This is a genomic window from Klebsiella sp. YJ (genome assembly GCF_002108615.1).
Classification (GTDB): Bacteria; Pseudomonadota; Gammaproteobacteria; order Enterobacterales; family Enterobacteriaceae; genus Klebsiella; species Klebsiella planticola.
This window is the reverse complement of record NZ_MTEG01000001.1, coordinates 258,497-278,625: the sequence shown is the minus strand read 5'-3', so window position 1 is coordinate 278,625 and position 20,129 is coordinate 258,497. Positions and strand designations below refer to the sequence as shown.

Annotated in this window: 20 protein-coding genes; 16 read left to right on the top strand and 4 right to left on the bottom strand. The window is 56.4% G+C overall.

Annotated features, from left to right (window positions below):
- Positions 1-45: 45 nt before the first annotated feature.
- From BV390_RS01320 to BV390_RS01310, 3 genes are all read left to right on the top strand, one after another.
- The gene (locus BV390_RS01320; protein WP_085396396.1) at positions 46-987 is read left to right on the top strand and encodes a cupin domain-containing protein; all 942 of its coding nucleotides are present in this window, start codon (positions 46-48) and stop codon (positions 985-987) included.
- Positions 988-1,182: 195 nt separating this feature from the next.
- Positions 1,183-1,767, top strand: a complete 585-nt coding sequence (locus BV390_RS01315) for an XRE family transcriptional regulator (protein ID WP_085396395.1) — start codon at positions 1,183-1,185, stop codon at positions 1,765-1,767.
- Positions 1,768-2,217: 450 nt separating this feature from the next.
- Positions 2,218-2,580, top strand: coding sequence for a cupin domain-containing protein (locus BV390_RS01310; protein WP_085396394.1), 363 nt, complete (start codon positions 2,218-2,220; stop codon positions 2,578-2,580).
- 291 nt (positions 2,581-2,871) lie between these two features.
- Here BV390_RS01310 and BV390_RS01305 read toward each other — a convergent pair whose 3' ends face one another.
- Positions 2,872-3,819 (bottom strand): LysR family transcriptional regulator, encoded by a 948-nt coding sequence (locus BV390_RS01305; protein WP_168185401.1) that lies wholly within the window; start codon positions 3,817-3,819, stop codon positions 2,872-2,874.
- A 137-nt stretch (positions 3,820-3,956) separates the two neighbouring features.
- Between BV390_RS01305 and BV390_RS01300 the strand changes: the two genes are divergently transcribed.
- A complete protein-coding gene (locus BV390_RS01300; RefSeq protein WP_085396392.1) occupies positions 3,957-4,871 on the top strand; it encodes a LysR family transcriptional regulator in 915 nt (304 codons plus the stop codon).
- An 83-nt stretch (positions 4,872-4,954) separates the two neighbouring features.
- Here BV390_RS01300 and BV390_RS01295 read toward each other — a convergent pair whose 3' ends face one another.
- On the bottom strand, positions 4,955-5,671 hold the full coding sequence (locus tag BV390_RS01295; protein WP_206098723.1) for an LrgB family protein: 717 nt from the start codon (positions 5,669-5,671) through the stop codon (positions 4,955-4,957).
- Positions 5,671-6,066: a CidA/LrgA family protein gene (locus tag BV390_RS01290; protein WP_085396391.1), complete on the bottom strand. Its 396-nt coding sequence runs from the start codon at positions 6,064-6,066 to the stop codon at positions 5,671-5,673. The genes BV390_RS01295 and BV390_RS01290 overlap by 1 nt, the downstream gene beginning before the upstream one ends.
- 417 nt (positions 6,067-6,483) lie before the next feature.
- Between BV390_RS01290 and BV390_RS01285 the strand changes: the two genes are divergently transcribed.
- The 4 genes from BV390_RS01285 (at position 6,484) to BV390_RS01270 (ending at position 9,148) form a co-directional block, all read left to right on the top strand.
- The gene (locus tag BV390_RS01285; RefSeq protein ID WP_085396390.1) at positions 6,484-6,927 is read left to right on the top strand and encodes a DUF2231 domain-containing protein; all 444 of its coding nucleotides are present in this window, start codon (positions 6,484-6,486) and stop codon (positions 6,925-6,927) included.
- Positions 6,920-8,224, top strand: a complete 1,305-nt coding sequence (locus BV390_RS01280; RefSeq protein WP_085396389.1) for a PQQ-dependent sugar dehydrogenase — start codon at positions 6,920-6,922, stop codon at positions 8,222-8,224. Before BV390_RS01285 ends, BV390_RS01280 begins: the two co-directional genes overlap by 8 nt.
- A 115-nt stretch (positions 8,225-8,339) precedes the next feature.
- The gene (locus tag BV390_RS01275) at positions 8,340-8,855 is read left to right on the top strand and encodes a disulfide oxidoreductase (protein ID WP_139155970.1); all 516 of its coding nucleotides are present in this window, start codon (positions 8,340-8,342) and stop codon (positions 8,853-8,855) included.
- Between the two features lie 17 nt (positions 8,856-8,872).
- Entirely contained in the window at positions 8,873-9,148 is a 276-nt protein-coding gene (locus BV390_RS01270) for a hypothetical protein (protein WP_085396387.1), read from the top strand.
- A 119-nt stretch (positions 9,149-9,267) separates the two neighbouring features.
- On the opposite strand, the gene glcC is transcribed toward BV390_RS01270, so the two are convergent.
- Positions 9,268-10,041, bottom strand: coding sequence for a transcriptional regulator GlcC (gene glcC, locus BV390_RS01265; protein WP_085396386.1), 774 nt, complete (start codon positions 10,039-10,041; stop codon positions 9,268-9,270).
- A 255-nt stretch (positions 10,042-10,296) separates the two neighbouring features.
- Here glcC and glcD point away from each other — a divergent pair, with 255 nt between their 5' ends.
- The 8 genes from glcD (at position 10,297) to BV390_RS01225 (ending at position 20,123) form a co-directional block, all read left to right on the top strand.
- Positions 10,297-11,796: a glycolate oxidase subunit GlcD gene (gene glcD, locus BV390_RS01260; protein WP_085396385.1), complete on the top strand. Its 1,500-nt coding sequence runs from the start codon at positions 10,297-10,299 to the stop codon at positions 11,794-11,796.
- Positions 11,796-12,848 carry a glycolate oxidase subunit GlcE gene (glcE, locus tag BV390_RS01255; protein WP_085396384.1) on the top strand — a complete coding sequence of 351 codons (1,053 nt, stop codon included), beginning with the start codon at positions 11,796-11,798 and terminating at the stop codon, positions 12,846-12,848. Before glcD ends, glcE begins: the two co-directional genes overlap by 1 nt.
- 9 nt (positions 12,849-12,857) lie before the next feature.
- Positions 12,858-14,096 (top strand): glycolate oxidase subunit GlcF, encoded by a 1,239-nt coding sequence (glcF, locus tag BV390_RS01250; protein ID WP_085396383.1) that lies wholly within the window; start codon positions 12,858-12,860, stop codon positions 14,094-14,096.
- Positions 14,086-14,505, top strand: coding sequence for a heme-binding protein (locus tag BV390_RS01245; RefSeq protein WP_073554371.1), 420 nt, complete (start codon positions 14,086-14,088; stop codon positions 14,503-14,505). Before glcF ends, BV390_RS01245 begins: the two co-directional genes overlap by 11 nt.
- A 10-nt stretch (positions 14,506-14,515) precedes the next feature.
- On the top strand, positions 14,516-16,693 hold the full coding sequence (gene glcB, locus BV390_RS01240) for a malate synthase G (RefSeq protein WP_085396382.1): 2,178 nt from the start codon (positions 14,516-14,518) through the stop codon (positions 16,691-16,693).
- Between the two features lie 61 nt (positions 16,694-16,754).
- A complete protein-coding gene (locus tag BV390_RS01235) occupies positions 16,755-17,021 on the top strand; it encodes a hypothetical protein (RefSeq protein WP_085396381.1) in 267 nt (88 codons plus the stop codon).
- A gap of 69 nt (positions 17,022-17,090) precedes the next feature.
- Positions 17,091-18,773: a glycolate permease GlcA gene (gene glcA, locus BV390_RS01230; protein ID WP_085396380.1), complete on the top strand. Its 1,683-nt coding sequence runs from the start codon at positions 17,091-17,093 to the stop codon at positions 18,771-18,773.
- 105 nt (positions 18,774-18,878) lie between these two features.
- Positions 18,879-20,123, top strand: coding sequence for a malic enzyme-like NAD(P)-binding protein (locus BV390_RS01225; protein ID WP_085396379.1), 1,245 nt, complete (start codon positions 18,879-18,881; stop codon positions 20,121-20,123).
- Positions 20,124-20,129: the final 6 nt, after the last annotated feature.

Below are 20,129 nucleotides of genomic sequence, written 5' to 3'. Positions count from 1 at the left end.
GGCTTTGTCGCCAACCACCTATTTATATTATTGAGGAGTAGCAATATGGCCGATTCAATTATGGAACGTCATAATATTCTTTCGGCAGATGTCACCGCCGATGCCGTCTTTTATGAATACTCAAAAGCCGCTAATCCTATCGGTGCAAAGATTATTTCACGTGTGCCGTATCATACTTTTCCGGCTTCGTTGTATGAAAGCGGCGAGTCCCGCGTGATTCCCCTGGATCTCTCCGATATATTGAACTGCGTAGGCCCGGCAACGGGGCCGGGAGTGCTGGCTAACTTTGTTCGCATCAACGGCGGGGACCGCATTGTGCTGAATCCGCTGGCGACGTCGCAAATTGTGTATGTCATTGATGGTTTTGGCGTCGCGGAACAGGATGGGAAAAATATCCCGCTGGATAAGGGCGCTTTCCTCGCCTTCCCGGGGGGGATCCCGACCACGCTGAAAGCCGTGACGACCTTAAAGCTCTATTACGTCAATGACGCTCCGCTGCTTGCTTATCTTGGCGTGGGTCAGGTGACGCCGCGCTTCTCCGCGACGCTGTATGGCGCCGAACGTGCAGAAGAGGAGCTGCGTAAAGCCGCGGTGGATAAAGACGCGGCTAACCGCAGCCGGATTTCGGTGCTGCTGGGGAATACGCACTTCCCACAGACCCGCACGGTGACCCATGTCCTGTGGGCTATGTTTGGCACGTTGCCCGGAAATTCGCTACAAAAACCGCATCGTCACCAGTCGATTGCGCTGGACTTTATCGTTGACTGCCCGCAGGGATGCTACTCGCTGGTAGGTACGAAACTCGATGAGCAGGGGAATATTGCCGATGCCACCCGGGTGGATTGGGAACCGGGGATGTCTTTTGTGACCCCTCCGGGCTACTGGCATGCGCATATCAATGAATCCAGCGAGGTCGCAAAGCTTATTCCAATCCAGGATGCTGGCCTGCAAACCTGGCTGCGTTCGCTGGATATTCGCTTCAGCTAACGGCCGTCGCCGCCCGCGCGGAATCAGGCGGTTGATGTTATCCATCGCCCTGCCGGCATGATGCCGGCGGGGCGGATTTTTTATGCAGAAAGCCACTCTGTAAAACGCTATGCTTAGCGCTCGCGATCCCGTCGGACGCGCCCGTGGTTCTCGTCATGGGGTGGGATGTCCATTCGACTGCTAAGGTAACATACGATGCGTGACGCAATAACGCCTGATTCAGGGCAAGATAAACCGACCGCGTTGTCATTAAATATCGGCAATAAAATAAGGCGTCTGCGGCAGTCACGAGGCATCTCGTTAAACGACCTGTCTAAATTGTCAGGGGTTTCAAAGGGGGCCTTATCGAAACTGGAGTCAGGATACTCCAATCCGCGCGTCGATACGCTGGACGCGATCGCTGCCGCTTTACGTTTGCCGGTTGGCGATTTGCTGGGCGGCGGCAGCAGGATATACCCCTATCTTGAAAAATATCGTCCAGCGCCGGGCGACTATTCGCAAATGATGAAATTCCGCATCGGCCCCGGCAATACCTCCGAGATGTGGCTCCTGCAAATGAATCCGCAAATCACTATCCATAGTCCCGGGCATTCCGTCGGGACGCATGAGCATATTCTGGTTCATAGCGGGACCTTGCTCCTGCGTTTTAGCCAGAATGAGGTTATCACATTACAACCCGGGGATTTTTATGCTTTCTCCGCGGAGGTTGCGCATGCGTATATCTCAACGGAAACGGCGATTAGCGCGACGGTGGTGATGTCTCACCTCGACCCGGGTTAACGCCCCGGCGCCGTTATCAGGCGAGGAGACCTCAGGTCAGGTGCCGGCGATCCGCCCGTTTGTTCACTTAAAGAAACAAAACCTGAAACCTGATAGCCCGGCGGTAAAATTTTTTATAAATAAAAGACACTAAATTCAGCCTGTTGATCATGGAAGGATGAATTTCTGCGCCAGTAATCGGGAAACCCATTGTTCTGCTTTCCGGCTGCTTGTATCCTTATTTCGAACAGCTGCCCCGGCCCCCTCGCGCTCTATTTTTCCACAAAGTTCCGCAAGCGCGAGCGGCGAACCGCTGACTGTAATACGGCCAATTTACCCGTGGTCCGCCGAAGTCTCTTTTGCAAAAGCGAATATAGCCATCTAGGGCTAAGCAACGTGCTGCCGATTTGCGACTATTTTTTATGACAAAATAAACCCGTACGGGTTAGATCAGTGTGACGGAGAAGATGAATGCGTAAAGTTAATTTAAAAGAAAGTTTTGATCTATTCAGCGATTACTGGAGTCCGAAAATTGTCGGCGATATTAATGACGCGTATGTCAAACTGGCCAAATTCTCCGGAAAGTTTGACTGGCATCATCATGAACATGAGGACGAGCTTTTTCTTGTTATCAGCGGCCGTTTGCGGATGGGGCTAAGAACGGGAGATATCGATCTTGACGCCGGCGAGTTCATTATTGTGCCGAAAGGAACCGAGCATTGTCCTGAGGCGTTAACCCACGAGTGCTGCGTTGTTTTACTGGAGCCAAAATCGACGTTAAATACGGGCAATATCGTCAATGAACGTACCGTACACGATCTGGATAAATTATAATCGCTGCGCCTACCGTTCGGCGGCCTGTCAGCAGTATTATTGATTATTTTTTTTACTGCCTCCTATCGGCACGGTAACGTGAGCGGCGGCGTGCCGCCTTAATTGTCGCCTGGCGAAACGTTATTGCCGATAGCGATTGTCTTAATGCTGAAGCGAGCCGCGAGAAAATATTACATCACACGTTTGACGCCGGGTTTTTATTCCGGGCGTTTGGGAGCGCATTTCATCCATCGAGAGCCAGGCTAACGTCTTATTTTGCCGCACGCGATCTCATGCTCGATGTTTAATCCGCTAGTGATGACCGGGCAGTACATTTTCACTCAGGGCAGGAGTGAGCCAGTAAGGTTTTTCACCGATCTCTGCAATCATAAAGTCGATAAAGGCTCTGACTTTTGATGATACGGTCTTTTTATGCGGATAGGCTAACCAGAGATTCGTCGCTTCGCGCCCCGGCTGAAAAGCAATGTGCGGGAAAACTTTGACCAGTTCCCCTGCCTGTACGGCATTAAACGCCAGCCACTCCGGGAGAACCACAATACCTTGGTTATTTTTGGCTCGCTCCAGCAGCACTTCTTCTTCCCGTGAAATGAGACGCGGCAGGCGGTGCATTCCGGTTTCCTGCCATTCACCTTTGCCTGCCCGCCAGAACCAGCCGGCTTCGCTGGGGATGAAAAATGCGCTGGCGATCAGCTGCTGCACATGCAACGGGAATCCGGGACGCTGCAGGCAGGCGGGGCTGGCATAAGCCGCGTAGCTTTGCGTCGCCAGTTTACGTGCGTGTACAGTTGACGGGTTTAAAGTGCCAAAACAAATTGCGAGGTCGGTTTCCGTGCCTATCAGGCTCTCCTGACCCGTGCCGTAGCGCAGATAAATATCGATATCCGGATAGCGCAGAAAGAATTTATCTATCAGTTTCAGCACATGGTGACGACAAAAGGCGCCGGGAACGGTCAGTTTTAATTGCCCGGAAGGATGCTGATTTAACGCCATGGTGGCGGCTTTGGCCTCCGCCAGATTATGCAATAACTCTTTGGCTTTCGGAAAAAATAGCGTGCCTGCTTCGGTCAAACTTAATCCGCGGGAGGTCCGGTTGAATAGCGTAATATGCAGATGTTCTTCCAGGCCCGAGATGTGCCGGGATACGGTCGAGCGCTTTATCGAGAGCTCGCTGGCGGCACGATTAAAACTCTGCAGTTCGGCCACGTGGATAAAGGACTGCAAAGCGGAAAAGTAGTTCATAGACACCCCGACATTATTTATGATGAGATACGATGGCATCGAAGGGGCCGTTCCTGAAGTGCGATTTATGGATAACACAATTGCATAATTATACCACCTGCGAAATGCCCCTTAATGGAGCGGAAAAGGACAAAAAAATGAATTATTTTGCTGCGATCAGAACGTTTGTTAGCGCTGCAGAATTGAAAAGTTTCAGTGCCGCGGCGAAGGAACTGAATATCGAAACTTCCACCATCTCCCGGCATGTCGCGGACCTGGAAGCGGATCTGCATATTGCGCTGTTTAATCGTTCGACCCGCGGTCTGACGTTAACCGAGGCGGGAAGGCTGTTCTATTCGCATGCCACCCAATTACTGGCGCAGTGGGAAGAGGCGAAAAATTCGACGTCGGCGCTGAACAAGCGGCCCGCCGGGGTGTTGCGCATCAGCGTGCCGAGCGCGTTTGGCCGCATGCACGTTATGCCTTTCGTAGAGGAGTTCCTTGCGCTCCACCCGGAAATCTCCCTGGACATGACCTTCAACGACGATGTCCAGGACCTGATCGAGTCCCGCATCGATCTGAGTATCCGCATCGGCATCCTGCCGGAATCAACCATGCATGCGCGGAAGCTGGCGCCGCAGAAGCGCTACGCCTGGGCGAGCCCGGAATGGATCGCGCGTCATTCGCCGGGAGAGCTGCTGCCGGGTCAGCAAATGCTGATGTTTTCTCGTCTCCACGGCGAAGGCTGGTATGCCCGTAAAGAGGATAGCGGGGAGGCGTGGGCCCGCATATCCACCAACGCCCGACTGATTGCCAACGACAGCGAAGCTCTGCTTTATGCCTGCCGTCATGGGTCAGGCATCGCGGTGCTGCCTGACTGGCTGGTCCGTAAGGATGTACAGGAACAGCGTCTGCAGCGCGTTTTTCCCGAATGGGAGTTCAGCATGCTGCGCGCGGAAACGGCTATCTGGATGGTTTATCCGCGTAAAAGGATCGTTTCCAGCAAAGTGCGTTCGTTTATTGATTTTCTGGTGGAGAAAATAGGCACTCTGGCGCTCCAGGAGCAGCCATAGCCGCCAGATGTTGCGAAACCAGGGGCAGGCCGCGCATCCCGAACCCCGGTTCCGCGCCCAACGGTATGGCGCACAATACCGACTTAATGCCACAACCCCGCCAGCAGTGGCACAATCAACGCCGTGAGCAGCCCGTTCAGACCGATACCAATGGCGGCGAATGCCGCGGCCAGTCCGTTCAGCGGCGCGATCTGCGCGGCGGCGACGCCGCTACCGGCCACGCCGGCGGCAAAACCGTGCGCTCGCCAGTCGTTAATTTTAAACCAGCCGAGAATCGTTCGGCCGACTATGGCCGCGACGATGCCGCCGGCAATCGCCAGGGCGGCAGTCAGGGCGGGCACGCCGCCAACCTCCTGCGCCAGCGCGATAGCGATCGGGGTGGTCACTGACTTGGAGGCCATCGACAGGGCCACGGTACGCGCGCCGCCAAACAGCCATACCAGCAGCGCGCCGGCGATCGTTGAGGTCAATGAACCCGCGAGGAGCGCTAGGCCAATCGGCCGAAAGCTGCTTTTGATATGCGACATGTTCAGCGCCAGCGGTACCGCCAGGGAAACGGTCGCCGGCCCAAGCAGGAAATTGATAAACCGGGCGCCCTGGAAATAGACCGCATAGGGCGTTCTGGTGATATGAAGCACGATAGCCATCAAAATAATCGCGACCAGCACCGGGTTGAATAACGGCGAATTTCCCGCCAGCCGCTGGATCTTTTTCCCCGCCATAAAGCATAACAGCGTCAGCGTCAGCCACAGTAAAGGGCTTAATGCCATCGGCGTCCATAAAGCATGAATTGTTGACATTATTGTTGTCCCCGCGGTGCTGTGGATTCACTCTGCTGTTTATTTTTTTGTGAAAAATGATGCATCACCAGGCCGGTGACGAGCAGCCCAAGGATGGTCGAAAAGATCAGACCAATGAGAATCGGTAACCAGTACTCACGCAGGATCCCGCCTTCGGTAATAATCCCGACACCCGCAGGGACAAACAGCAATCCCATATTATTTATCAACCCCTCGGCGAGCTGTTTTAATGCGCTATCCGGGGCATTGGCTATCTTGCTTGCGCCGCACAGAATGATGATCAGCGCCAGAATAAACATGCCAATAACCGGCCCCGGTAGCGGAAGATGGAGTAAATTCCTTAGTAGTTCACCTGTTAATTGGGCGACCACCAATAACGAAAACGCATTTACCATAATGTATTTCTCAATATTAACTTTATTTAAGGATAATGATTTTAAGTCCGTGCGATATTTATCTCCGGGCCAAGAGAATAGGTTGTCTATGGCTGATATTCTGCGCTGGCCTGACGGACAATATACTACCGGGGATCGTTTCGTGGACAATGTCCCTGGATGCAAAACTGTGTTGCGTTTTAACTTACAGGACCGGGCGACGATGTTCGTACCCCCGCTATTTATGCAAAACTGAATTCCATATATTGCGTTTCTCTGCTTGTTCGAAAACGGCATACTGGCTACGGTGTCAGCGAACGGGAAAGCGTTAAGACGCCGTTGCCGGATTGTCCCGCGAAGAGGAGAACCCTGGCCGGCCGGGCTCACTCGCATACCCGCTTCACCTGCGATAGTTATTTTAATACCAAGGATATTAATATGCGTACCAATACGATCCGGCGCCGATGCTCAACTGCGGCCGTCATTTATGAACTCCTTAATCCCATACCTTATGGTTTTTTCTGCGCGGCGTTAATTTTTGATGTTATTTATCTCTATAGCACCAATGTGATGTGGGAAAAGAGTGCGGCCTGGTTAATTGCGCTGGGGCTTATTTTGGCCATTATTCCCCGGCTGATTAATCTTTTTCAGGTGTGGGTCGGGCAGTCATCGCCGGCTCTCTCAGCGGTGAAGATCAATTTCTGGTTAAACGTTGTTGCCATCATTTCAGCGATTCTCAACGCCTTTGTTCATAGCCGCGATGCCTACGCCGTGGCGCCGCAGAACGTGGTTTATTCTGCGATCACGGTGGCCTGCTTACTGATCGCCTCGTTGGTTTTGTCATGCAGAAGGGAAGAAAAAAGAGGTGAACGCCATGTATAAACATTTCCTGATTGTGCCGCTGGCCTTCGCGCTTGCCGCCGTTCTCAGCGGCTGCGATGAAAAAGCAAAACTGACGCCGGACCAGCAAATCGGCCCCGACCCGCTTTTACCGAAAGCGCAGGATTTCCTCGTGCCGCCGATGCAGGTGCCTTCCGGGGTGGGCTGGAAATCAGGGATGGCCCCCAAAGTGGCGGCCGGGCTGAAAATTGAGAACATCGCCAGCGGTCTGATGCATCCGCGCCAGGTTTATGTCTTACCGAACGACGACGTTCTGGTGGTCGAAAGCAACAGTCCGGGAAGCGAACCGCTGACCACGCCGAAACAGCTTATTGCCGGCATCGTAAAAAATCAGTCAGGCAAAGGCGGAAAGGGCGGGAACTCAATTACCCTGCTGCGCAAAGGCCCCGACGGCTGGCAGAAGCATCTGTTCCTGCAACATCTGCATTCGCCGTTTGGCGTGCAGCTGATCGGCGATAACCTGTACGTCGCCAATACCGACAGCATTATGTGTTTCCCCTATCGGACAGGGGAAACGTCGATTAGCGCGCCGGGAACCGAGCTTGCCGATCTTCCGGATAAGATCAACCACCACTGGACCAAGGCGTTGCTAGCCAGTCCGGACGGTAAAAAGCTGTACGTCGGGGTCGGTTCGAACAGCAACATCACCGAAAATGGTATCGATGTCGAGTATCGACGCGCCAACGTGCTGGAAGTGGATGTCGCCACCGGCGCCAGCCGTATTTTCGCCAGCGGGATCCGTAACCCGACGGGCCTGCAGTGGGAGCCTCACAGCGGCAAACTCTGGGCGGTGGTCAATGAGCGCGATGAGATCGGCGCGGACCTCGTGCCGGACTATATGACGTCGGTGCAGGACGGGGGATTCTACGGCTGGCCGTGGAGCTATTTTGGCCAACATGTCGATCGCCGCGCCCAACCGCCGCGTCCGGATATGGTGGCGAAGGCGATTAAACCTGACTATGCGCTGAGCTCGCACGTGGCGCCGCTAGGCCTGTGGTTCTACACCGGTACGCTGCTGCCGCAGAAATATCAGGGCGGCGCGTTTATCAGCGAGCACGGAAGCTGGGACCGTTCGCCGCTGAACGGCTATCAGGTCTCTTTCGTCGCCTTTAAAGATGGCAAACCGACAGGCAAACCCGAGTCGGTAGTGAGCGGCTTTGTCTCCGATGATGAGAAAGAGCTGTATGGCGCTCCGGTTGGCCTGGCTCAGGACAATGAAGGCGCCCTGATCATCGCTGACGATGTCGGCAACGCCGTCTGGCGCGTCACCGCCCGCTAAACACTGCGACAGGGTCACCCGGCAATGCGCTTGATCGAAGACCGTTGCGCGGGTGGCTCTTTTCTCCGTAGGCGCGTTGGCTCAGACCAGCATCGCCTTTTTTTCGGAATGCCGTATGCCTGAATATGTCTATCTGTTCTCACAGAAACGCAGCTGCTGGTTCATCATTGCCGGCAGCGCGTTATTAATGGGCGCGCTGATGTTATTTTTTGCCGCCCGCGGCCTGATTGCCGCTGACCGCATCGGCTATGAGGAATATGCGCTATGCGGCATCGTGGTTGCCGGCATGGTCGGCGCTTATGCCCCCGAAAGCCTCCTGCGCTACGGCGCGCTGGCGCTGTGGTTTATCAGCACCTTCGAGGGGTTACGCCTCTCTCTGGAGCAGTTTCTGAGTCCGGTTTCTGCCGCGGAAGAGCTGAGTGACGGTATGCCAAAACTGCTGCCGGTCTGGCTCATATCGCTGAATGAATTTATGCACGCCAATATCCTGAATCCTATTGCCAGCAATTCCGACAGGTATTTTCTACCGGAAGAGATAGCCAAATGGCTGCTGTTATTTTTTACCTTCCATTTGGTGATCGCCATTCTGACCACATTTTCCCAACTCTCTTCTTTCAAATCCGCGCGTTGATATTTTTTGAGGAAACAATGCATATCCAAACCAGTATTCTGATTTCAATTTTGTCTAAACTCGCCAAAATATATCCATGCTGTGCGGACGAACAGCGCTATCAGCAGTATGTTGCTGAGGAAGCCAGCGAGACGATATTTATTGGTCACTTGCTGTATCTGGCAGAAAAGGGCCTGATTGGGACCGATCTGCACTGGGACCTGGAACGTCGGCAATATCAGCTGAATCCGGGCCTGTTGCGGATTAACTGTTACGGCCTCGACCTGCTGAAAGAGCAGGCGAGGGGGCTATAGCCATGCGCCGCCGCTAAGGCGACGTTCCCCCGCGGTTTTCCGTACGAGCTGGCCAACGCCAGGGAGCAATGGGCGGTAATTTTCGCGCGCATTGCTCCGCTTCTCCTCTCCGCTTGCCGCTAGCTCCAGCCCTCCAGACGCATAGTGGAACGAATAAGACGCTGCTCTTCCAGCTCAATGTCATGGAGATTTTTTTTCACATTCATGACGTGGTCGCGGGCGGCGCGCTGGGCGACTTTGGGCAGCCGCTGCAGCACGGCGTGGTAAACCCGCGCGTGCTGTCTGTCGATCTGTTTTTTATGCGCCGGACGGTGATACAGGTTATTCACGCAGGCAAAGACGGAATTGAGCATCAAATCGGTCAGCGACTGTAGGGTAAACACCAGCACCTGGTTATGCGATGCCTGGCAAATTGCCAGATGAAAGGCGTGATCGAGGCGAGCGTGTTCAATGAGGGTAATTTCTTTATCGCCTTCACTGGCAGCCATCATCTTCTCATAACAACGGGTGATCAGCACAAAATCAGCCTGAGTCCCTAGCTGGGCGGCAAGCCTGGCGGATTCCCCTTCCAGCAGCGCGCGCACGTCAAGCAGATCGTACAGGGTGCGGGGCTGCGAGTTAAACAGGTGGATCAGCGGCGTGGTGTCCTGCATTTTGTTCAGACGGGCGACGCGGGAATCGCGGCCCTGGGCCGTTTCGATAATCCCGCGGCCGCGCAGCACGGTAAGCCCTTCACGCAGAGCCGAACGGGAGAACCCGAGCTTCTCACACAGGCGACGCTCTGACGGAAGCGGTTGGCCAACTTTTAACACGCCATCCACGATCAATCGTTCGATACTTTCCGCAACAACTTCACAAATAGGGCGACGGTTCGAGCTATGTTCATCTTTCATCACGGACCTCGATTGCTGGTAGGACCAATTTTGCTGTTATGTTCTTATCGCAATAGTTACATGCTGGAAGTTTTATTATCACAGTCATTTAACACCAAATTAACCATCTCCCGTCAATGATTGCGCAAAAAAAAGTGGTCTGACCGATAGATAAACTGATAGACGGCGGCCCATTCCCCACCTAAAACCTTATGGTAGAAGCAGCAGGCAAACGCACTGCTGCCACATAGCCTGATGACAAAGTGAACCCTACTCATGAACATCTTATACGACGAGCGCCTTGACGGCGTTTTACCCCATGTCGAGCGGACATCGGTGCTGATGGCACTGCGTGAGCACGTCCCCGACCTGGATATACTCCATAGCGATGAGGAGATGATTCCCTATGAATGCGACGGGTTAAGCGCCTACCGTACGCGGCCGATGCTGGTGGTCCTGCCAAAACGTCTCGACGAGGTGAGCGCTATTCTGAGCGTTTGCCACCGGCTGAAGGTCCCGCTGGTTACCCGCGGCGCGGGAACCGGTCTTTCCGGCGGCGCCCTGCCGCTCGAAAAGGGGGTCCTGCTGGTGATGGCGCGCTTTAATGAGATCCTCGATATCAACACCGCCGGGCGCCGGGCGCGGGTACAGCCGGGCGTGCGCAATCTGGCGATTTCTCAGGCGGTCGCGCCTTACGATCTCTATTACGCTCCCGATCCCTCTTCCCAGATTGCCTGCTCTATTGGCGGTAACGTTGCGGAAAACGCCGGGGGAGTACACTGCCTGAAATATGGCCTGACCGTGCATAATCTGCTCCGACTGGAAGTGTTAACCCTCGAGGGCGAGGCGCTGACGCTCGGCTCCGACGCGCTGGATTCCCCCGGCTTTGATTTACTGGCGCTGTTTACCGGTTCTGAAGGCATGCTGGGGGTGGTGACGGAGGTGACGGTCAAGCTGCTGCCCAAGCCGCCGGTTGCCCGGGTGCTGATGGCCAGCTTTGACTCGATCGAAAAGGCGGGTCTGGCCGTCGGCGATATTATCGCCAATGGCATCATTCCCGGCGGCCTGGAGATGATGGATAACCTCTCTATCCGCGCCGTGGAGGATTTTATCCATGCCGGCTATCCCGTCGAGGCGGAGGCCATCCTGTTATGCGAGCTCGACGGCGTGGAATCCGACGTGCAGGAGGACTGCGAGCGGGTCAACGAGATCCTGCTGCGGGCCGGGGCAACCGATGTCCGCTTGGCGCAGGATGAAGCCGAGCGTATCCGCTTCTGGGCCGGGCGCAAGAACGCCTTCCCGGCGGTGGGGCGCATCTCGCCCGATTACTACTGCATGGACGGAACCATCCCGCGCCGCGCGCTACCGGGGGTGCTGGAAGGCATCGCCAACCTGTCGCGTCGCTACGATCTGCGGGTGGCGAACGTCTTCCACGCCGGCGATGGAAATATGCATCCTCTGATTCTGTTTGATGCCAATAAACCCGGCGAGTTTGACCGCGCCGAAGTCCTCGGCGGCAAAATCCTTGAGCTTTGCGTGCAGGTGGGCGGCAGCATCACCGGCGAACATGGCGTCGGCCGTGAAAAGATCAATCAAATGTGCTCGCAGTTCAACAGCGATGAAATTATCACTTTCCATGCGGTAAAAGCGGCTTTTGATCCCGATGGTCTCCTGAACCCTGGCAAGAATATTCCCACGCTGCACCGCTGTGCAGAATTTGGCGCCATGCATGTCCATCATGGCCACCTGCCTTTTCCTGAACTGGAGCGCTTCTGATGACCGGCGAATGTAATTACAGCCAAGAGCTGCTGGAACAGGTGAACGATGCCATCGGCAATAAAACGCCGTTAGCGATTCAGGGCAGCAACAGCAAGACCTTTCTGGGGCGTGAGACCTGCGGTCAGCTGTTGGATGTGCGTTATCACCGCGGCATTGTTAACTACGATCCTAAAGAGCTGGTGATTACCGCCCGCGCCGGCACGCCGCTGGCGGAAATTGAACAGGCGCTGGGCGACGCGGGGCAAATGCTGCCCTGCGAGCCGCCGCACTTTGGCGCAGGCGCGACATGGGGCGGGATGGTGGCCAGCGGCCTGGCCGGCCCGCGGCGGCCGTGGAGCGGGGCGGTGCGCGATTTTGTGCTGGGGACCCGCGTCATTACCGGCCGCGGCAGGCATCTGCGCTTTGGCGGTGAGGTGATGAAAAACGTCGCCGGCTACGATCTCTCGCGGCTGATGGCGGGAAGCTACGGCTGCCTCGGCGTGTTAACCGAAGTTTCCATGAAAGTGCTGCCTAAGCCGCGAGCGACGATGAGCTTACGTCTCGATTATAACCTGCATGTGGCGATGGGCGAGATCGCCAAGTGGCAGCAGCAGCCGCTGCCGATCAGCGCGCTATGTTATTACGATAATGCGCTGTGGATCCGCCTGGAAGGGGGCGAAGGTTCGGTGAAAGCGGCGCGCGAGCGGCTCGGCGGCGAGACGGTCGCCAATCAGTTCTGGTGGCAGCTCCGCGAGCATCAACTGCCCTTTTTCCGCCTGCCGGCGACGCTGTGGCGAATCTCGCTGCCGATCGATGCGCCGATCGTCGGTTTCCCGGGCGAGCAGTTGATCGACTGGGGCGGCGCCCTACGCTGGCTGAAATCCGACGCCGATGCCGGGCTGATCCGCCTGATGGCCGCGGAGGCGGGCGGCTACGCCACCCGTTTTAGCGCCGGCGATGATGGCTTCTCGCCGCTTGCCGTGCCGCTACTGCACTATCACCAACGGCTAAAAATGCAGCTCGACCCTCACGGCGTGTTTAATCCGGGGCGGATGTACGCGGAAATATAAGGATTAATCATGCAAACCAATCTTAATGAAGAAATGCGGCACAACGCGCGCGCGGAAGAAGCCGAAAGCATCCTGCGCTCCTGCGTTCACTGCGGCTTCTGCACGGCGACCTGCCCGACCTATCAGCTATTGGGCGATGAGCTGGACGGGCCGCGCGGGCGAATTTATCTGATCAAACAGGTTCTTGAAGGCAACGAGGTCACGCTAAAAACCCAGGAGCATCTGGATCGCTGCCTGACCTGCCGCAACTGTGAAACAACCTGCCCGTCGGGCGTGCGCTATCACAATCTGCTGGATATCGGCCGCGAAATCGTCGAAGAGAAGGTGAAGCGGCCCCTGCCGGAGCGCATGCTGCGGGAGGGATTGCGGCAGATCGTCCCGCGGCCGTCGGTTTTCCGCGCGCTCACCCAGGTGGGCCAGGTGTTCCGCCCGGTGCTGCCCACGGTGCTGAGGGCCAAGCTGCCCGCGGTGGCGACGGTGGCGAAAGCGCGCCCGCCGCAGCGCCATGCGCGCCGGGTACTGATGCTGGAAGGCTGCGCGCAGCCCACGCTGTCGCCCAATACCAACGCGGCGACGGCCCGGGTGCTGGACCAGCTTGGCATCAGCGTGCAGCCGATTGCCCAGGCCGGCTGCTGCGGCGCGGTGGATTATCACCTGAATGCGCAGCAGAAGGGGCTGGCGCGCGCAAGGCAGAACATTGATGCCTGGTGGCCGGGGATTGAAGCGGGGGCCGAGGCCATTTTACAAACGGCCAGCGGCTGCGGCGCTTTTGTTAAAGAGTATGGCCATCTGCTGAAAGACGATGCGCGGTACGCGGAAAAAGCGCGCCGGGTGAGCGAGCTGGCGATTGATTTAGTTGAGCTGCTGCGCAATGAGCCTTTGGAAAACCTGCGCATTCGCGGAGACAAAAAGCTGGCATTCCACTGCCCCTGCACGCTGCAGCATGCGCAGAAACTCAATGGTGAGGTCGAAAAGGTGCTGACCCGGCTGGGATTCAGTTTAACGGCGGTCCCGGATAGCCACCTGTGCTGCGGTTCGGCAGGCACCTATTCCATTACGCATCCCGAGCTGTCGCGTCGGTTACGGGATAACAAGATGAACGCGCTGGAAAGCGGGAAACCCGACCTGATCGTCACCGCGAATATCGGTTGTCAAACGCATCTGGCCAGCGCCGGGCGGACGCCCGTGCGCCACTGGATTGAAATTGTAGAAGAAGCCCTTGAACAGGAACAGCACAATGAAAACTAAAGCGATCCTCAGCCAGCAGCTGGCTGCCCCGATAATTGCCGCGGGCCATGAAGAAGCATTGAAACACAACTGGTCGGTTGCCCTTGCGGTGGTGGACGACGGAGGCCATCCGCTGGCGTTAACCCGCATGGATAGCTGCGCTCCGATCGCCGCCTATATCGCACAGGAGAAAGCGCGGACCGCCGCGCTGGGCCGCCGTGAAACGCAAGGATATGAAGAGATGGTGAATAACGGCCGTACCGCGTTTGTGACCGCGCCGCTATTAACCCCGCTTGAAGGCGGCGTGCCGATTATCGTTGATGGCCAGGTCATCGGCGCAGTAGGTGTGTCCGGCTTAACCGGCGCGCAGGATGCCCAGGTGGCGAAAGCGGCGGTCGCGGGTCTGGTAACGGCAACGAACGAGTCATAAGGAGCGGAATATGAGTGAGATGATAACCCAGGGCACTTTACGCGTTGACGCCGATTTTAAGCGCTTTGTTGATGAGGAGGTCCTGCCCGGCACCGCCGTGCAGCCCGCGGCGTTCTGGCGCGATATCGAGGCGTTAATCCACGACCTGACCCCGGAAAACCGCAAACTGCTGGCGGAGCGCGATCGTATTCAGGCGGCGCTGGATAACTGGCACCGCACGTTTCCCGGTCCGGTAAGCGATAAGGCCGCCTATAAATCTTTCCTCCGCGAGCTGGGGTATCTGGTGCTGCCGCCGCCGCGCGTCGAGGTGGCGACGACCGGTATTGACGAGGAGATTAGCGGGCAGGCCGGGCCGCAGCTGGTGGTGCCGGTGATGAACGCCCGCTATGCGCTGAATGCGGCGAACGCCCGCTGGGGCTCTCTGTACGATGCGCTGTACGGCAGCGATATTATTCCCCAGGAGACGGCGTCCGGCAGCGGTTACGATCCGGTTCGCGGCGCGCAGGTGATCGCATGGGTACGCCGCTTTCTTGACGAGACGCTGCCGCTGGAGAGGGGCAGCTACCACGATGTGCTGGGCTTTACCGTGGCGCAGGGGCAATTGCGTATTCAACTGCGTACGCAAGGCGAAACGACGTTACGCACCCCGGCGCAGTTTGTCGGCTATCGCGGCGAAGCGACGGCCCCTGAGGTGATTTTGCTCAAGAATCACGGTTTGCATATCGAACTGCAGATTGATGCCGGAGGGCGAATCGGTCAGGGCGATCCGGCGCATATTAATGATGTGATTATCGAGTCGGCGATCAGCACCATTCTTGACTGCGAGGATTCGGTCGCCGCCGTCGATGCGCAGGATAAAATACTGGTGTATCGCAACCTGTTGGGGCTGATGACCGGAACGCTGCAGGAGACGCTCGCCAAAAATGGCCAGCAAATCGTGCGTCGGCTCAATGACGATCGCCGCTACACCGCCGCCGACGGCTCGGCCCTGACGCTGCCGGGCCGCGCTTTGCTGTTTATTCGCAACGTCGGCCATTTAATGACCACTCCCGTTATCCAGGATCGCGCCGGCCGCGATATTCCGGAAGGTATTCTTGATGGCGTCATGACGGGCGCCATCGCCTTACATGACCTGCAGCGCAGGAAAAATTCGCGCGCCGGCAGCGTATATATCGTCAAACCTAAGATGCATGGCCCGCGCGAGGTGGCGTTCGCCAACCTGCTGTTTACGCGTATCGAGGCGATGCTGGGAATGGCGGAAAACACGCTGAAAATGGGGATTATGGATGAGGAGCGGCGGACTTCGGTCAACCTGCGCAGCTGTATTGCCGAGGCCCGTCACCGGGTGGCGTTTATTAACACCGGTTTTCTCGATCGCACCGGGGATGAGATCCATTCGGCGATGGAGGCGGGGGCGGTGCTGCGTAAAAATCAGATGAAATCGACCCCGTGGATTAAAGCCTATGAGCGTAATAACGTTCTCTCCGGCCTGTTCTGCGGCTTACGCGGCCAGGCGCAGATTGGCAAAGGGATGTGGGCCATGCCCGATATGATGGCCGCGATGCTGGAACAAAAGGGCGAACAGCTGCGCGCCGGGGCCAATACCGCGTGGGTGCCTTCGCCGACGGCGGCAACGCTGCACGCGCTGCATTACCACCAGATCGATGTCCGGAAGGTGCAGGCCGGGATCGCCGCGACCGATTTCAGCGCCGAGTTTGAGCCGCTGCTGGACGATCTGCTGACGGTGCCAGTGAGCGAAGGGGACGTCTGGTCAGCGGAGGAGATTCAGCAAGAACTGGATAATAACGTGCAGAGTATCCTTGGCTACGTCGTGCGCTGGGTTGAACAGGGCATCGGCTGCTCTAAGGTGCCGGACATCCACAACGTGGCGCTGATGGAGGATCGCGCGACGCTGCGCATCTCCAGCCAGCATATCGCCAACTGGCTACGGCATGGCGTGCTGAGCCGGGAGCAGGTGCAGGCCTCGCTGGAGAATATGGCGCAAGTCGTGGATAGGCAGAATGCAGGAGACGCCGCCTATCGACCGATGGCGACGGATTTTTCCGCCTCCAGCGCGTTTCAGGCGGCCAGCGATCTGATTTTTCTCGGCGCGGAACAACCGAATGGCTATACCGAACCGCTGCTGCATGCCTGGCGTTTACGCGATAAGCAGCACGCATCGCGCTGAATAACGGATAGAGACCTCGCGGCGCCATCGATGGCGCAATAAAAAGCCCCCGGCGATATTCTTGCCGGGGGCTACTGCAGATAATGCGGTAGCGCGACGATGCGCTTTTTATGCTGATGACCTGAGCGGCGGCCCCCCGTCCGCTGAGGTCAAAATAAAAATAAAGAAACTCGCGCAGTTTTATTTTGTGACTGACGCCGGGCGGTATGAAGAAGATGGACATCTTAATCTCCTTCTGCGCATTCGTGTGCTGAAGAACTCCTCTTACCAACATATATCAGGTGTGCTGGCGGGTATCTTTATGAGTCGTGACGGCAAGATATATTAAATTATATTTGCAGCCGCTCAGGATGCCCGGAGCATACCAGGTATATTAAATAATTAGAGACTGAAAAATATGCTTACCTGGAATCAAATGTATACACCGTCAGGCAGTCTGGGGGTATCAGCACTGATCGCCTTAATACCCATTATATTCTTCTTTATTGCCCTAGCAGTATTAAGATTAAAAGGTCATGTTGCCGGGACGATTACCTTAATATTATCGATGGTGATTGCGATTTATGCCTTTCATATGCCGGCCGAAATGGCGTTTGCGGCCGCTGGCTATGGCTTTTTGTACGGTCTATGGCCGATCGCCTGGATTATTATCGCCGCCGTTTTCCTGTATAAACTGACGGTAATCAGCGGCCAGTTTGATATTATTCGCAGCTCGGTGCTGTCGATCACCGACGACCAGCGTCTGCAGGTTTTGCTGATCGGTTTCTCTTTCGGCGCGCTGCTGGAGGGGGCCGCCGGTTTTGGCGCACCGGTGGCGATTACCGGCGCCTTGCTGGTCGGGCTGGGGTTCAGACCCTTATACGCCGCCGGATTATGCCTGATTGCCAATACCGCGCCGGTGGCGTTTGGCGCCCTCGGCGTGCCGATTCTGGTCGCCGGACAGGTTACGGGGATCGATCCGTTTCATATCGGCGCGATGGCCGGGCGCCAGCTTCCGCTGCTATCGGTGATGGTGCCTTTCTGGCTGATTGCGATGATGGACGGCTGGAAAGGCATTAAGGAGACATGGCCCGCGGCGCTGGTGGCCGGCGGCAGCTTTGCCGTTACGCAGTTTTTTACCTCTAACTATATTGGCCCGGAGCTGCCGGATATTACCTCGGCGCTGGTCAGCATTGTTTCACTCTCGCTGTTCCTCAAGGTCTGGCGGCCGAAAAATACCGAAACGTCGCTGAGCATGGGGCAGTCCGCCGGGGCGATGGCGCTACAGAAACCGATTTCTACCGGCCCGGTCCCTTCTGAGTACCATTTTGGGCAAATTCTTCGCGCCTGGTCGCCGTTTTTGATTCTCACGCTGCTGGTGACGATCTGGACGATGAAATCCTTTAAAGCGCTGTTTATTCCCGGAGGGGCGCTGTACTCCCTGGTCTTTAATTTCCAGATCCCGCATCTGCATCAGTTGGTCATGAAAACCGCGCCGATCGTCGCGCAGCCTACGCCAATGGACGCGGTATTCAAGTTCGATCCGCTCTCGGCCGGGGGAACCGCCATTTTTATTGCCGCGATTATCTCAATGTTTATTTTAAAGGTTGAGGTCAAAAAAGCCGTCGGGGTATTTGGCGAGACGCTGGTCAGCTTGAAATGGCCCATATGGTCGATTGGCATGGTGCTGGCCTTTGCCTTTGTGACCAACTACTCCGGGATGTCGACCACGCTGGCGCTGGTGCTGGCCGGAACGGGGGCGATGTTTCCCTTCTTCTCGCCGTTCCTTGGCTGGCTGGGGGTGTTTCTTACCGGGTCCGATACCTCTTCCAACGCGCTGTTCTGTTCGCTGCAGTCAACGACGGCACAGCAGATCCACGTTTCCAATACGCTGCTGGTGGCGGCGAATACCAGCGGCGGCGTAACCGGAAAAATGATCTCTCCGCAATCTATCGCCGTCGCCTGCGCCGCCACGGGAATGGTGGGGAAAGAGTCGGAACTGTTCCGTTTTACCGTTAAACATAGCCTGATCTTCGCCTGCATTATTGGCGTCATTACCTTGCTTCAGGCATACGTCTTTACGGGAATGCTGGTGCATTAATGTCATACCGCGTCGGGTATTCCGCTGAGGATTACCCGACGTATTTTTGGGCGGAGTCAATTAATCCTGACTGTTTGAGTGATTTAATATCAATATGAGGTTTATATGTCTTACGAGAAGCAACGTTCAGCGCTGGATTATCATCAATATCCGCTACCGGGGAAAATAAGTATTGCCCTGAGTAAACCGGCCGATAATGCTGAACATTTAGCGCTGGCGTATAGTCCGGGCGTCGCTGAGCCGGTGCGGGAAATTGCGCGGGATCCGGAAAATGCCTGGCGTTATACCGGCAAGGGCAATCAGGTGGCGGTGATTTCCAACGGTACGGCGATTCTGGGATTAGGCGATTTAGGTTCTTTGGCCAGTAAACCGGTAATGGAAGGTAAAGCGCTGCTGTTTAAACGCTTTGCCAATATTGATGCGATTGATATTGAAATTAATACCAAAGACCCGGCGCTGTTTATTCAGACCGTGACGCAGATCGCCGATACGTTTGGCGGTATTAATTTAGAAGATATTAAAGCGCCGGAATGTTTTGAAATTGAACGGCTGTTAAAGCAATCCTGCGCCATTCCCGTGTTTCACGACGATCAGCACGGTACCGCCATTGTCACCGCCGCCGGGATGCTGAACGCGTTGGAGATTCAGGGGAAAACCCTCGCCAGCGCCAAAATTGTCTGCCTGGGCGCCGGCGCGGCGGCCATCGCCTGCATGCGGCTCCTGCGCCAGCTTGGCGCGCAGGCGGAGAATTTGTATATGGTCGATCGCGCCGGGGTGATCTACGCCGGGCGCGCCGGCGTTAACCGCTTCAAGGAAGAGTTTATCAATAACAGCGGCCCGCGCACCCTGCGGGAGGCGATGCAGGGCGCCGATGTCTTTTTGGGACTGTCCGGGGCGGATCTACTTGGCGCGGATGACCTACGCGCGATGGCGGAAAAACCGGTGGTGTTCGCCTGCTCTAACCCGGACCCGGAAATTGCGCCGGCGCTGGCGCACGCCACGCGCAGCGATATGATTCTGGCGACCGGACGATCCGACTATCCTAACCAGGTCAATAACGTTCTCGGATTTCCGTTTATTTTCCGCGGGGCGCTGGATGTCCGCGCCAGGGATATTAACCAGCCTATGATGATTGCCGCGGTGCATGCTCTGGCGGCGCTGGCAAAAGAGCCGGTTCCGGAGGCCGTGCTGCGCAGCAGCCAAAGCGGGTCGCTGACGTTTGGTCCGGAGTATATCTTACCGAAACCGATGGATGAGCGGCTGTTGGGTCGAATCGCCGGCGCGGTGGCCCAGGCCGCGGTGGCCAGCGGCGTCGCGCAGTTGGATTATCCGGCGCATTATCCGCTATAGCGTAAA